The following is a 12,495-nucleotide window of genomic DNA, read 5'->3' as shown; positions in this document are numbered from 1 at the left end:
GACGGGCTTCCCTCTCCCTGAGGAAAGGGCCGGGGGGCGAGGCGTCCGCCAGAACGAAGCCGCGGCCAAACCCAGTCAAACCACTATATTCACCCAGCACCTTTCCTGCTGGTCTCATGGTTTTGCGCTTCCAACAGCCGGCCCCGCCGCTGCGGCCTTTTGTGCAGTACTACATGCTGGTGCACATGCGCTACCACGGCATCAGCCCGGCGCAAGCCGTGAAGCCCATGCCGCCGGCGCCGCAGCAGTGGCTGTATTTCTACCCGCGCGAGGCCATGAACACCTTTCATTACGGGCAGGGGCGCGAAATTCCGTCGCCGCGCAGCATCGTGGTGGGGCCGCAGGTGTCGCGGGTCGATTTGCGGTTTCCGCCCGACCACCTCATGGTGTGCGCCGCGTTCTGGCCCGGCGGGCTGCACCGGCTGCTGGACGTGCCGGTGAAGGAGCTGTTTGACTTCTCCATCGACAGCCGCGCGCTGCTCGGGCCCGGCGTGGCCGAGGTGGAAAGCCGGCTGGCCGAAACCACCGACTACGCCGCCATGCTGGCTGTGCTCGAAAGCTACCTGCTGGGCATGCTGGGCCGCCTGCGCCCCCGCGCCGAGCGCCCCCTCGACCGCCTGCTGCCGGCGCTGCTGCCCACCGGCCGCACCACGGCCTCGCTCGAGCACCTGGCCGCCGAGGCCTGCCTGAGCCCGCGGCAGTTCGAGCGCGGCTTTGTGGAGCGCGTGGGCATGTCGCCCAAGCTCTACGCTCGCATCGTGCGCTTCGACCGGGCGTTTCGGCTCAAAGAGCGGCGGCCTGAGCTGGACTGGCTGGCCGTGGCCGTGCGCGCCGGCTACTACGACTACCGCCACCTGGTGCGCGACTTCAAAGCGTTTGCCGGCGTGACGCCGCCGCAGCTGCTGGCCGCCGAGCTGGCCCACACCCAGGTGGTGGGCAGCCCGGTGCTGTACCCAGCGTAAATGTCGGTTTTTTACTACCGGGGCGGGGCCGTTGGCCGAGAGCTTTGCTGTCGAACCAACCACTTCAACCCCATGAAAACCTTCTTCCTGAGCCTGGCCCTGTGCCTGGGCACCGCCGCCGCCTTCGCCCAACAGCTGCCCGCCGCCGACGAGGCCGCCATCCGCCAGGTGTTGCGCCGCGTGGACGCCAACTACACCGACCACAAGTTTGCCGATATGGCCGCCTACACCACCCCCGACGTGAGCTGGGTCAACATCGTGGGCATGTGGTGGCAGGGCCGGCCGCAGGTGCAACTGGCCCACCAGCAGATTTTCGACTCCATTTTCAAAAGCGTGCCTTTCAAGCAAGGCAAGGTGGCCATGCGCGCCATCACCCCGGAGGTGGCCCTCGTGAACGTGTACTACGAAGTAGGCGCCTTCTACCCGCCCGACGGCGTGAACCGCGGCACCAACAAAATGGGCGACGACCAGAACCTGCTCAGCCTAATAATGGTGAAGAAGCAGGGCAAATGGCTGCTCACCGCCGGCCACAACACCGTGGTCGACGCCCGTGCCGCCGCCAACGACCCCGCCCTCGCCGCCAAAAAATAGCCTGCCGCAAAGCGTAAAAAAGGCCGCGCAAACAACTGAGTTTGCGCGGCCTTTCTGATGGCGACGAAGGAAGAAAACGGGCTACGGCGCCAGCACCAGCTTGCCGAAGTTCTCGCCCGAAAACAACTTCAGCAGCGCGGGCAGGAAGTTTTCGATGCCGTGCTCTACCTGCACTTTGGGCATGTGCAGCTTGCCTTCCCGGAGCCAGCCGGCCATTTCGCGGGCCGCGGCCGCGTAGTTGGCGGCGTTGTCGAACACCACGATGCCCTCCATGCGGGCCCGGTTCACGAGGAGCGAAAGGTAGTTGCTGGGGCCCTTCACGGGCGTGGTGTTGTTGTATTGCGAAATGGCCCCGCAAATGACGATGCGGGCCTTGAAGCGGATTTGCTCCAGCACAAAATCGAGGATTTCGCCGCCCACGTTGTCGAAATACACGTCGATGCCCTGGGGACAGGCCGCGCGTAGGCCGGAGCGTACGTTTTCGGTTTTGTAGTTCACGCAGGCATCGAAGCCCAGCACGTTCAGGCAGTAGTCGGCCTTGGCCTGGTCGCCCACGATGCCCACCACCCGGCAGCCTTTCAGCTTGGCAATCTGGCCCACCACGCTGCCCACGGCGCCGGCCGCGCCGCTCACCACCACGGTGTCGCCGGGCTGGGGCTGGCCAGTGTCGAGCAGGCCGAAGTAGGCCGTCAGGCCGGGCATGCCCAGCGTGGCCAGGTAGGCTTCGAGCGGCGCCAGGCTGGTATCCACTTTCACCAGGTATTCGGGGCTGCGCGGGTCGGTGGCGCCGGGGCCCACCACGGCGTATTGCTGCACGCCGAGGTTGCCGGTCACGTAGTCGCCCACCGCAAAAGCGGGGTTTTTCGATTCCACCACCTGGCCCGCCGTGCCCGCCCGAAACACCTCACCAACCTCGATGGGCTTGATATAGGAACGGCCCGCGTTCATCCAGCCGCGCATGGCGGGGTCGAGGGAAATAAAGCTAATTTTGATGAGCGCCTGGCCGTCGGTGAGGGCCGGCACTTCCACCTCGTCGAGGTCTAAGTTGGCCGTCTGCGGCAGCCCGACGGGGCGCGAAGCCAGCTTCACGCGCTTGTTGGTGTACGTCATAAAGATTGGTGAGAGAGGAGTAGAGACGCAACATGTTGCGTCTCTACGGTGTTCAAATTAGGCAGCCTTCACCGGCTGGGCCTGCTCCAGCGTCTGCACGTCCTCGGCCGTGAGGCGCAGCTCGGTGGCTTCGAGCAGCTCCGTGACCTGGCCCACGCTGGTGGCGCTGGCAATGGGCGCGGCCACGGCGGGCGTCTGCATCAGCCAGGCCAGGGCCACCTGGGCGGGCGTGGCCGATTGCCGGTCGGCCACCGCATCGAGGGCTTTGAGGATGCCCAGTCCCTTTTCATTCAGGTATTTCTGGCCCACCCCGCCGCCGCGCGGGCTCTTCTGCAGGTCGGCCTCGGAGCGGTACTTGCCGGTGAGGAAGCCGGCGGCCAGGCCGTAGTACGGAATGGCGCCGATGTTTTCTTCGAGCAGGAGCGGGGCCAGGTTCTTTTCGAAGTCCTCGCGGTCGTAGAGGTTGTAGAGGTTTTGCAGCGTCTCGTAGCGCGGGAAGCCGTGCTGCTGGCTGGCGGCCAGCGACTCGCGCAGGCGTTCATTGGTGAAGTTGGAGGCGCCAATGGCGCGCACCTTGCCCGCCTTCACCAGTTGCGCATAGGCTTCCAGGGTTTCCTCCACGGGCGTGGTGGGGTCGTCTTTGTGCGACTGGTAGAGGTCGATGTAGTCGGTGCCGAGGCGCTTGAGCGAGCCTTCCACGGCGCGCAGGATGTAGTCCTTTTTCAGGCCCTTGTGGTCGGCGTTCACTTCCCAGCCCACTTTGGTGGCGATGATGACGTCGTCGCGCCGGCCGCGGCGCTGCAACCACCTGCCGATGATGGTTTCGGACTCGCCGCCCACGTGGCCCGGCACCCACACCGAGTAGCCGTCGGCGGTGTCGATGGCGTTGCCGCCGTTGGCCACAAAAGCGTCGAGGACGGCAAAGGAAGTGGCCTCGTCAATGGTCCAGCCAAAGACGTTGCCGCCCAGCATGAGCGGCGAAATAGACAGGCCGGAGCGGCCCAGTTCACGGGTTTGCATAGCGAAAAAACAGGGTTGGCATGAGGTGCACTAACCGAAAAATGGCGCCGAAGGTTAGCCTCCGGCGCGCACGGCTCAGGTGCGGATGGCGTCGGTGTCGACGGGAACGTAGCCCAGCTGCCGGCTCATGCTCAAGACCTGGCCTTTGTGGTGAAACTCGTGGGTGATGACGTGCGTGAACAACTGCAGCGGCGAAAAGGGCAGGGGCGCGGGCTGGCGCGGCACCGCCACCGCCATGGGCACCAGCCAACGGCCCGCATACTGCCGCAAAAAGGCCTCCACCAACCGGTCGACCTCGGCAAAAAGGCGGCGCAGCGCCGCCACGTCGGGCACCGCATCGGGCACCGTTAGGCGCGGCAGGTCTGCCTGGCCCAGCCAGAAAGCGTAGCAAGCTGCCACGTGCACCAGCAGGTCGCGAATGCTGCTGTGATTGAACTCCGGCAGGGGCGCCACCACATGCGCCGGGTCTATCGTGGCGCAATACTCCAGCAGCGCCCCGCGGGCCCCCCGAACCAGCTCGTATTGTTGCGAAAAAGCAGTGTCCATAAAGATGTTGACAAGAAAAAAAGCCGCAAGCCCGCACCGCTTCCGGCAGGAGGCAGCCCCGGCATGCGGCACGATTATCGGCGGCGCAAACGCCTTAGTTTACTCTGTTCAGCAGCTTGCTGAGGGTGCTGAAACGGCCGTTTTTCACCGCCGCCGAGTCCGTGGTCCTGACTTTGTTGACGGGGTAGCTGAGGTAGGCCTTGGCCACGTTGGCTTTCGGGTTCACCGTGCCTTTTACCACGAGGCTCGCGGTTTGGGCCTGCGCCAGGCCCGGCAGCAGGAGCAATGCGCTGTAGAGTAGGTTTTTCATAAGCGAAGAAAATGGAGCAGCGGCAAGACACTGCTTGGCCCACAAAGTTGCCCGGGGCAGCTCCGTAAGCCCGTGGCCGGGCGCTGTAAATGTAGCCCCGCCGCCCGGCGGTGGCTGAGCCCCGGTGCAAATACATGGCGCCTACGCCACGCGCCGGGCCGTGCTGGCGGGCAGCCACTTGCTGCACCGGCACACGGTACAGGCATGAGCGGGCCGGGGCGTCAGGGTTTCCACTTTGCCGCACTCGGTGCAGGCATACGCGCCCTCTTGCTCGATGAGGCTGATTGCCTTTTCCCGGTCCTCGGGCAGAATGGGCAGGCCGGGGCGCACCTCGTCGTCGGGGTAGAAATAGGCGCTCACCTGGCCGGTGGCTTCGATGTAGGCCAGCCGCACCTGGCCCAGGTGCTCCACCTGCAGCTGGCGGAGCTCGCCAAACAGCTCCTTGTGCGTCAGGTTCTGGTTGCGCAGGGCGCGGTCCACGATGGCGCCGTCGGCGACGAGCCGGACCGGCTTGCCCTCCAGCCAGTCGCTGAAGCGCGGGAAGTGCTCGGTGAGGCGGTTGAACAGGATGTAGAGCAGCATCACCACCCCAAACACCACCGCAATGTGCGCCAAGGCCACGTCGTGGTAAAACATGGCGTCGCCCGCCGCCGAGCCCAGCGCCAAAATGATGCTCAGTTCAAACAGCGACAGCTGCCGCACCCCGCGCCGCCCCGTGATGCGCAAGGCCGCCAGCGTGAGCAGGTAGGTGAACACGCAGCGGAAGGCCACTTCAAACAGAAACGCCGGCGGCGCATCGGCCGACCACAGCAGGCGCTGCCAATCGAAAGGCGTAATGGTTTCGGCGAGCAGGGGCATGGACTACAGAAGCGAATAGTGTCACAGACACTTACTCACTTCAGGGCAATTTGTTCCCATACCTGGTAGCCGTGCGGGGGGAGGGCAGCGGTGCGGTTTTGTTGGGAAACCGAAGGCGCGCGGCCGTCAAACACAGCCGCGTAGCGCCAGCCCAGCGAATCGGGCGTGGCTGGCAATGTCACCCGTTGCGGCTTGTTGCTCAAATTCACGGCTACCACAATGCCGTCCAGTGCTTTGCGCCGCTCGAACAGGACGGTGGAAGCCGGGCTGGGCAGCAGCCGGAAGCGAGAGGCCGCGTCGAAATTGCGCAGGGCCGGGTGCCGCTTCTTCAGTTGCAGCAGCGTGGTATAGAAGCCCTGCAGCGGGTAGCCGTTCCACGAAATGGTGTCTTTGTCGAAGAAGCGCAGGCGCTTTTTCAGGGCCGACTCCTGGCCGTTGTAGAGCATCGGGATGCCGGGCCAAAGCATGGCCAGCACTGCTTCGGGCACGGCGTTGGGCCCGAGGCGCTCGTACTCGCTGCCGTCCCAGGCGTTGATGTCGTGGGTGCTGGTGAAGGTCATCAGGCCCACGCCGGGCGGGTAGGTGCGGCGCTCGGCGGCCCAGTAGCGGGCCAGTTCGGCGGTGGGTTTCTGGCCGCGGCCCACGCTGTCGAGCAGGCCGTGCAGGCTGAGGGCGTAGGTGGCATCAAACGCTTGCTCGAGCAGGCGGGTGTGGGGGTCGAATTCCCGCCGCGAAATGAACGTGGGCGGAAACAGCTCGTCCCACTCGGCCAGCATAAAGACCGGTTTTGTCTTTTCCAGCTCGCGCCGCGTGTCGTTCCAAAAGTCGGTGGGCACCAGCCCGGCCACGTCGCAGCGAAAGCCGTCGAGGTCGGCGGTTTTCACCCAGTAGGCCATGCTTTCGGTCATGTAGCGGCGCAGGGCGGGCTGGCGGTAGTCGAGGTCGATGACGTCCTGCCAGTCAGCCACCGGCGGGCGGAAGTTGCCCTTGGCGTCGCGGGTGTACCACTCGGGGTGCTCGGTGGTGAGGTTGCTGTCCCAGGCCGTGTGGTTGGCCACCCAATCGAGAATGACGTGCAGGCCCAACTGGTGCGCCGTGCCCACAAAATGCTGCAGGTCGGCCAGCGTGCCGAGGTCGGGGTTCACGGCGCGGTAGTCGCGCACCGAGTAGGCGCTGCCCAGCGCGCCCTTGCGGTGGCTCCGGCCGATGGGATTGATGGGCATGAGCCACACAATGCCCACCCCCATGCGTTGCAGGCGCGGCAGGTGCGCCTCCGCCGCCCGCAAGGTGCCTTCGGGGGTGAACTGGCGCACATTTATCTGGTAAAGGCTGGCCGTGGCGGCCCAGGCCGAGTGCCGCACGCGGAACGCCGCTGCGTCGGGCACGGCCGCGGCCGGCGGGACGGCGGCCTGTTGTTCAGTGCCCGCGCCGGGGCCCGACTGGCAGGCCCCGAGCGCAACCAGCAGCCCCGCCAGGGCGCCCCAGGCGCGGAAAGCAATGGGAATTCTCATGCCGCAAAGTAAGACAAACCGGGAAAGCCCACCGGGCCGCATTTTTGCGGCAGCCGATGGGCGCTGAGGCCCCTGCAAGTCCCAATTTCCTTCATGACGGTGGCGCTGTGTGCCGTCGTCGCGCAAGCGTGCTTCGCGGCCGGGTTGCTGGCCGCGTCGCCGTTCAAGCGGGTGTTGAACCGCTTCCTGGCCCTGCTCATGGGGGCCATTGCGCTGTGGGTGCTCGTCGTGTTTTTTCAGATGTCGGGGCTGTACGGGCAAAACGCCAACCTGTCTTTCTCGCCCATGTACTACTCGCTGGCGTTTGGGCCGCTGCTGTATTTCTAGGTGCGCCGCCTCGTCAACCACGGCTTTCGGGGGCGGGCCGGCTGCTGGCTGCATTTTGAGCCAGTATTCCTGCAGGTGGCGCTGTATTGGTTTGGTGGCTGTGCTTCCAGCCCTACGCCGTGCGCAACGACTTTTGGCAGTACGTGCGCCGCCCCGTTACCTACCGGCTCGAATTCATCGATACCTGGGTTTCGCTGATGGTGTTCCTGCGCCTGTGCGGCACGGCCACGCTCGACCGCACCCAATTCGGGGTGAAGTACAAATCCCACTCCTTCTTCCAAAACCTGGGCAGCTACGCCATTCGCAACGATTTTCAGGTCACGTTCGACCGGCTGGCCCGCTAGTCGGCCACCTGCCGCCAAACGACCGGCCGCGCTGCCCGTACATTCCAGCGCGGCCCACCCACGGGGCTGATTCAAGCGCCTACCCATGACCAACGCTTCGTATTGGATGCCGTCCAACCGGCGCTGGCGCGGGCACACCCGCTGGGTACTGATTGGAGCGCTGCTGGCCTGGGCCACCTTCGGCGCGCTGGCGTGGGCGGTGCTAACCACTGGGCATCTGGGCTTTGATGAGCCGCTGCTCTGGTTTTGGCACCGCCACGCCACGGCCGCGCTCGATGCCCTGGCCGTATTTCTGACCATTGTGGGCAACACCGGGCCCATGGTGGGGGCCGGGGTGCTGGGGCTGCTGGCGCTGCTGCGCCGCCGCCGCTGGCGCGCCGCCGGCGAGTGGGCGCTGGCGGTGGGCGGCTCCATGCTGCTCACGCAGCTTATCAAGGCGCTGGTGGCCCGGCCGCGGCCCGCGCTGTGGGCCAGCATTCGACCCGAAACCACCCTCAGCTTTCCCAGCGGGCACGCCATGGATACGGCCGCGCTGGCCACGGCGCTGGGCCTGTTGCTGTGGCAGGCCCGGGCCCGCGGGTGGGTGCAGGGGCTGGCGCCGCTGTTTGCGCTGGCCGTGGGCTGGGCCCGCGTGTACCTGGGCGTACACAACCCCTCCGACGTGTTGGCCGGCTGGAGCAGCGCTGTAGGCTGGGTGCTGCTGGTGCACCTGCTGCTGAGCCGCTACCGGCCAACGCCGGACCCTAGCTTGGGGCCATGAAGGCCTTTTTGCTGCTGCTGTTGCTCACGCTGGCCGCCTGCTCCAAAGACGCGCCCAAGCCGACGCCGGTGCCGCCTACGTCCATCACCTACACCGCCTCGACCTGACCAGCTACAACGTGTCGCTCGTCACGCCGCCGCCGTCCGCCTCGGGGCAGGAGCGGCGCATACTGGTGCTGCGCGCGGGCCTGCCCGATGGCTCGGCCCTGGCGCTGCTGTATTACTACGTGGGCAAGGGATTACCCGGCAGTACCGGGCCGGTGTTGCTCAATGTCCCCGTACAGGCCTGCAACTAACTTCCCCGCCGGCTGCACATCCAACGGCGGGCCGTTCTACAGCGGCCCCACCACCACGGGCGCACTTACCGTCGACAATCTGATACCCAATTTCTGTAGCGGCAGCTTTGCCGGGCCCATGGCCATGGGCGGGGCCAGCGTGCGGCTGGTGTTTCAGCGAGTGCCGTTCTAGCGCTGGCGGCGAGTCGGGGTTAAGTGGGCGTGGCCGGATTTTGGGCCTCATACCACACGCAGCGCACGTCCTCTTCCACAAATTCGTTGCCTTCGCGAAGGCCAATTTTGGCCAGAATGCGCCGGGAAGCCAGGTTTTCGGCGTCGGCGTAGCCACAGATTCGGGGCAGGCGCATGGCCTGGAAGCCGTGGTCGAGCCAGGCCTGGGCGGCTTCGTAGCCGTAGCCCTGCCCCCAGAATTGGGGCCGAAAGCGGTAGCCCAGGTCGTAGAAATCGTGCTGCCCGTTGATGGGGCCGGCCACCAGCTTCAGCCCGGCCCAGCCCATGAATTCGCCGGTTTCGCGCAGCACCACGGCCCAGCGCCCGATGCCGTTGGCGGCGTATTGCGCCTCAATGAAGCGTATCATGTCCAGGCTTTCGGTCGGGTCCGTCAGCAGCCGGCCACCGATGCCGCCCAAGTAGCGGTGCACGGCCGGGTCAGAGTCGAGCGCAAACATGCCGGCCGTGTCGGCGTCGGTGAGCGGGCGCAGGTGCAGGCGGGCGGTGTCGAAGGGCGGCATGAGTGGGACGTAAGCTATTGGGTAACAATCAGGCGCTGGTGCTGGCCGGCCACTTCGGCCGTGTACACGCCCGGCGCGGCGTTGCGGGCGTCCCAGCGCAGGGCGTGGGGGCCGGGCTCGTCCGATAGCGCTTCCGTGAACACCAGTTGCCCCAGGCTGTCAAAAATATTGAGAAAGGCATCGGCGCGCACGGAGCTGATTTCCAGCTTGGGGTTGCGACGGTCGGGCTGAACGGCGGTGGGGCTGGTGCGCCGGTGGCGGGTGTAGTGCAGGGTGGTGCCGCCGGGCCCGAAGCTGCGGGCGTCGGGTGCTTCCAGCGTCAGGGCGTCGGGCGCCGCGTTGGGGGCGGTTGTGGTCAGGATTTTTAGGCCGCGCAGGCTCACGGCCACGCCGGCATTCATCAGGAAGTGCACTTCCAGCTCATGCTTCACCGGGTCGTAGGAATAGCCTTCGGCGGGCACGGGCTTCTCGTCGAAGAAAATGGCCGTGGGCGGCGCGGCCACCCGCTGCACCAGCAGCCGCAGGAACCGAAACACCGGCTGGCCCGGGTATTCGCCGTTGCTGCTCAGTATCACGTCGGTTTGCATGGGCGTGCAGAAGCCGCGGGCCGTGAGGGTTTCGTACTGCCGCCGCGCCAATGCCTGGGCGGAGTGCCCGTCGTCGTCGTACATCGTGAATTCCGATTCCGACGCGCTGGGGTCGGGGTAATAGCGCAGCAGCAGGGTGTCGGGGCGGTAGAGGGCGGTGCTGGGCCGGTAGGAAGTCATGGGCAGAAAGGCGCCGCCGCGCACCAGCAGGGGCGTGTGGGCCAGCGGGGCGGGCACGCCCACCACGCTACTGCCGGCATAGGTCTGATTGGTGTAAAAATCAATCCAGTTTCCGCTGGGTATCAGCACGTTGCACCGCCGCTGGCTGGGGTGGAGCACCGGGGCTACCAATAGGTTGGGGCCGAGCAGGTATTGGTCGTTAGCAAGTGCCAATGCCTTGGTGACCAGCGAGTCAAGTGGCGCACTTGTATCAATATCCCGGTAGAAATGCTCTTTTTTCGGCTTTTCCCAGTCATCGGCGGCTGCTACCTCCACTAAATAATCGGCTTTTGATGGTGGCGGTGGCGGGATAACAGGATAACGATTGTTGAAATCCATGGCCCGCACCAGCGGCAGGCCGCGCGCCGTGTTTTGCCAGGCCAGCGTGTACAGGTACGGCAGCAACTGATACCGCAGCTGCACGGCGTTGCGCACGCTGCTCTTGTACGGGTCAGGGTAATAGTAGGGCTCCGGCGGCACGCCCGAGCCGTGGGGCCGCAGGATGGGGCAGAGGCTGGCCATTTGCAGCCAACGGGTGTACAGCTCCGGGTCGATGCCGCCCACGCAGAAGCCGCCCGCATCGGAGTGCATGTAGCCCACTCCCCCCTGGCCCATGCCCAGCATCACCGGAATCTGGGCCTGAAAACCGCTCCAGGAGCGATTGATGTCGCCCGACCACGGAAACACGCTGTTGCGCTGCATGCCCGCCCAGCCCGAGCGCGCCAGGTTGAACACCCGCTCGTCGGGAAAATCTTTCGCGTAGCCTTCGCTCAAAATGCCCGCCCAGCTTTGCCCGAAGGCGTTGTGCACGGCGCGGGCCGGGCCGGCCGCGTGCTGCATGGCCTCGGGGTGGTTTTCGGGCTCGCCCAGGTCGCTCCACCAGCCGGCGGCGCCTTCCTGGTGCAGCTGTTTGTAGTAGCCCCACAGCCAGTCGCGGGTTTGGGGCTTGAACACGTCGAGCAAGCTGGCCGGCCCGGCCCAGAACGAGCCCACCGTGAACGGCTGGCCCGCCGCCGTGGTGCCCACCAGCCCCTGCGTGCGCACCGTGGAGTCGTTGCGCGAAGTCAGCATCACGTAAGGCTCCGAAATCAGCACGGTCTTCACGCCCTGCTTATTCAGGCGGCTCATCATCCCGGCCGGGTCGGGGAATTTGCTGCGGTCCCAAGCCAGGTCGCCCTGCCGGGTGGTGCCGCCAAACCAGTACAAGTCCAGCACCAGCGCGTCGAGCGGGAAGTTCTCGCGGCGCATGCGGGCGGCCACGTTCTGCATCTCCGCGTCGCTTTGGTAGCCGAAGCGGCTCTGGATGAGCCCCAGCGCCCAGCGCGGCGGCAGCGGCTGCCGGCCCGTGAGGGCCGTGTAGCGTTCCAGGATTTCGGCCTGGTTGCGGCCGGTTATCACGAAGTAGGAGAGGGAGGTCAGTCCCTCGCCACCGTATTCCAGCACGTTTTTATCGGTCTTGCCCAAATCGAGGTAGCCCGGCGCGTGGTTGTCGAAAAACAGCATGTAGCCCCGGCTGCTGAGCACCGTGGGCAGCGCGATGTTCAGGTTGGGCTCGTTGTTCTGCGAGCCGTAGTGGGCTTGGTTGTAGAGCTCCAGCCGGTGGCCGCGCCGGTCCAGCGGAAGGGCGCGCGAGCCGGTGCCGTACAGTCGCTCGCCCGGAGCGAGGCGGAAGCGCACGCCCACGCCGCCGGGCACTGGTTGGGTGGCGGTTGTGGGCGCGGCTGCTTGGTAGAGAAAAATTGGTCCTGCCTGAGAAAAGGATAATTCGTTGCGATGGTAGCTGACCTGACAAGTTTTTTTGTCAATCATCACTGTCACGCCATTCGCCAGTGGCCCCGAAAGTACAAGCAGCGCATCGGGGGTATTCGCTACTTCGGGCTTGGTAGCCAGAATGCCCTTGGGCTCATCCTGCACGGCGGGGCCTTGTACCACGCTCACCGAGCTATCTGCTTTGAGCGGGTGGCTGTTGGCCGAGTAGCTCACCTTTAACACCCCCTCGGCCCAGGACTGCACCTTAAGCATGCTACCATTGGTGCAAGTGACACGCAGGACACCACCTGCAAATGAGTGCGACTTGTACCGCCCGCCCGGCACTACCCGCGCCGGCACCACGCGCCGCCCAAACGGGTCCGTGGCCGGTGGGCCGCCCCCGGCGCGCTGGGCCTTGGCGCCGGGCGTTGACAGCAGAAGCGCTGAAACCAAAACTGCTGAAGAAACCGAGAAGCGGGTAATGTGCTTCATGAAAGCCAAGTCGGGTGGGAGGGGCAAGTTACAGCCGAAGTCAAAGCCTCCGATTTCGTGCCTGTACCGAAGCAAAATCAGGC

The 12,495-nt window shown here is 65.6% G+C and carries 15 protein-coding genes; 7 read left to right on the top strand and 8 right to left on the bottom strand.

Annotated features, from left to right (window positions below; translation table 11 throughout):
• Window positions 1-116 precede the first annotated feature (116 nt).
• Complete coding sequence (locus tag IC234_RS17955) at window positions 117-962, top strand: helix-turn-helix domain-containing protein (RefSeq protein WP_190927346.1); 846 nt, start codon at window positions 117-119, stop codon at window positions 960-962.
• 72 nt (window positions 963-1,034) lie between these two features.
• Window positions 1,035-1,553: an SgcJ/EcaC family oxidoreductase gene (locus tag IC234_RS17950; protein ID WP_190927345.1), complete on the top strand. Its 519-nt coding sequence runs from the start codon at window positions 1,035-1,037 to the stop codon at window positions 1,551-1,553.
• Between the two features lie 81 nt (window positions 1,554-1,634).
• On the opposite strand, the gene IC234_RS17945 is transcribed toward IC234_RS17950, so the two are convergent.
• From IC234_RS17945 to IC234_RS17920, 6 genes are all read right to left on the bottom strand, one after another.
• Window positions 1,635-2,663, bottom strand: a complete 1,029-nt coding sequence (locus IC234_RS17945; RefSeq protein WP_190927344.1) for an NADP-dependent oxidoreductase — start codon at window positions 2,661-2,663, stop codon at window positions 1,635-1,637.
• Window positions 2,664-2,720: 57 nt separating this feature from the next.
• The gene (locus IC234_RS17940; protein ID WP_190927343.1) at window positions 2,721-3,683 is read right to left on the bottom strand and encodes an aldo/keto reductase; all 963 of its coding nucleotides are present in this window, start codon (window positions 3,681-3,683) and stop codon (window positions 2,721-2,723) included.
• A gap of 75 nt (window positions 3,684-3,758) precedes the next feature.
• Window positions 3,759-4,229, bottom strand: a complete 471-nt coding sequence (locus tag IC234_RS17935; RefSeq protein ID WP_190927342.1) for a DinB family protein — start codon at window positions 4,227-4,229, stop codon at window positions 3,759-3,761.
• A gap of 94 nt (window positions 4,230-4,323) precedes the next feature.
• Window positions 4,324-4,539 (bottom strand): DUF4369 domain-containing protein, encoded by a 216-nt coding sequence (locus IC234_RS17930; RefSeq protein WP_190927341.1) that lies wholly within the window; start codon window positions 4,537-4,539, stop codon window positions 4,324-4,326.
• A gap of 141 nt (window positions 4,540-4,680) precedes the next feature.
• Window positions 4,681-5,397: a DUF421 domain-containing protein gene (locus IC234_RS17925; protein WP_190927340.1), complete on the bottom strand. Its 717-nt coding sequence runs from the start codon at window positions 5,395-5,397 to the stop codon at window positions 4,681-4,683.
• A gap of 35 nt (window positions 5,398-5,432) precedes the next feature.
• On the bottom strand, window positions 5,433-6,908 hold the full coding sequence (locus IC234_RS17920) for an alpha-amylase family glycosyl hydrolase (RefSeq protein ID WP_190927339.1): 1,476 nt from the start codon (window positions 6,906-6,908) through the stop codon (window positions 5,433-5,435).
• Window positions 6,909-7,001: 93 nt separating this feature from the next.
• Here IC234_RS17920 and IC234_RS17915 point away from each other — a divergent pair, with 93 nt between their 5' ends.
• From IC234_RS17915 to IC234_RS17895, 5 genes are all read left to right on the top strand, one after another.
• Entirely contained in the window at window positions 7,002-7,235 is a 234-nt protein-coding gene (locus IC234_RS17915) for a hypothetical protein (RefSeq protein WP_190927338.1), read from the top strand.
• Window positions 7,236-7,354: 119 nt separating this feature from the next.
• The gene (locus tag IC234_RS17910) at window positions 7,355-7,579 is read left to right on the top strand and encodes a hypothetical protein (protein WP_190927337.1); all 225 of its coding nucleotides are present in this window, start codon (window positions 7,355-7,357) and stop codon (window positions 7,577-7,579) included.
• A gap of 85 nt (window positions 7,580-7,664) precedes the next feature.
• Window positions 7,665-8,339 (top strand): phosphatase PAP2 family protein, encoded by a 675-nt coding sequence (locus IC234_RS17905; protein ID WP_190927335.1) that lies wholly within the window; start codon window positions 7,665-7,667, stop codon window positions 8,337-8,339.
• A 118-nt stretch (window positions 8,340-8,457) separates the two neighbouring features.
• A complete protein-coding gene (locus IC234_RS17900; protein WP_190927333.1) occupies window positions 8,458-8,634 on the top strand; it encodes a hypothetical protein in 177 nt (58 codons plus the stop codon).
• Window positions 8,609-8,806, top strand: a complete 198-nt coding sequence (locus IC234_RS17895) for a hypothetical protein (RefSeq protein ID WP_190927331.1) — start codon at window positions 8,609-8,611, stop codon at window positions 8,804-8,806. Before IC234_RS17900 ends, IC234_RS17895 begins: the two co-directional genes overlap by 26 nt.
• A 19-nt stretch (window positions 8,807-8,825) precedes the next feature.
• Here IC234_RS17895 and IC234_RS17890 read toward each other — a convergent pair whose 3' ends face one another.
• Window positions 8,826-9,365 carry a GNAT family N-acetyltransferase gene (locus IC234_RS17890; RefSeq protein ID WP_190927329.1) on the bottom strand — a complete coding sequence of 180 codons (540 nt, stop codon included), beginning with the start codon at window positions 9,363-9,365 and terminating at the stop codon, window positions 8,826-8,828.
• A 14-nt stretch (window positions 9,366-9,379) separates the two neighbouring features.
• On the bottom strand, window positions 9,380-12,412 hold the full coding sequence (locus IC234_RS17885) for a TIM-barrel domain-containing protein (protein ID WP_190927327.1): 3,033 nt from the start codon (window positions 12,410-12,412) through the stop codon (window positions 9,380-9,382).
• Window positions 12,413-12,495 lie beyond the last annotated feature (83 nt).

Origin of the sequence: Hymenobacter armeniacus, from assembly GCF_014699055.1 — a bacterium.
Lineage (GTDB): Bacteria > Bacteroidota > Bacteroidia > Cytophagales > Hymenobacteraceae > Hymenobacter > Hymenobacter armeniacus.
The sequence above is the reverse complement of the archived record's forward strand: the minus strand, read 5'-3'. Positions and strand labels throughout refer to the sequence as shown.

Coding starts and splice junctions, on each gene's coding strand:
- IC234_RS17955 (WP_190927346.1), top strand. CDS start 117: ATGGTTTTGCGCTTCCAACAGCCGGCCCCGCCGCTGCGGCCTTTTGTG.
- IC234_RS17950 (WP_190927345.1), top strand. CDS start 1,035: ATGAAAACCTTCTTCCTGAGCCTGGCCCTGTGCCTGGGCACCGCCGCC.
- IC234_RS17945 (WP_190927344.1), bottom strand. CDS start 2,663: ATGACGTACACCAACAAGCGCGTGAAGCTGGCTTCGCGCCCCGTCGGG.
- IC234_RS17940 (WP_190927343.1), bottom strand. CDS start 3,683: ATGCAAACCCGTGAACTGGGCCGCTCCGGCCTGTCTATTTCGCCGCTC.
- IC234_RS17935 (WP_190927342.1), bottom strand. CDS start 4,229: ATGGACACTGCTTTTTCGCAACAATACGAGCTGGTTCGGGGGGCCCGC.
- IC234_RS17930 (WP_190927341.1), bottom strand. CDS start 4,539: ATGAAAAACCTACTCTACAGCGCATTGCTCCTGCTGCCGGGCCTGGCG.
- IC234_RS17925 (WP_190927340.1), bottom strand. CDS start 5,397: ATGCCCCTGCTCGCCGAAACCATTACGCCTTTCGATTGGCAGCGCCTG.
- IC234_RS17920 (WP_190927339.1), bottom strand. CDS start 6,908: ATGAGAATTCCCATTGCTTTCCGCGCCTGGGGCGCCCTGGCGGGGCTG.
- IC234_RS17915 (WP_190927338.1), top strand. CDS start 7,002: ATGACGGTGGCGCTGTGTGCCGTCGTCGCGCAAGCGTGCTTCGCGGCC.
- IC234_RS17905 (WP_190927335.1), top strand. CDS start 7,665: ATGACCAACGCTTCGTATTGGATGCCGTCCAACCGGCGCTGGCGCGGG.
- IC234_RS17895 (WP_190927331.1), top strand. CDS start 8,609: ATGTCCCCGTACAGGCCTGCAACTAACTTCCCCGCCGGCTGCACATCC.
- IC234_RS17890 (WP_190927329.1), bottom strand. CDS start 9,365: ATGCCGCCCTTCGACACCGCCCGCCTGCACCTGCGCCCGCTCACCGAC.
- IC234_RS17885 (WP_190927327.1), bottom strand. CDS start 12,412: ATGAAGCACATTACCCGCTTCTCGGTTTCTTCAGCAGTTTTGGTTTCA.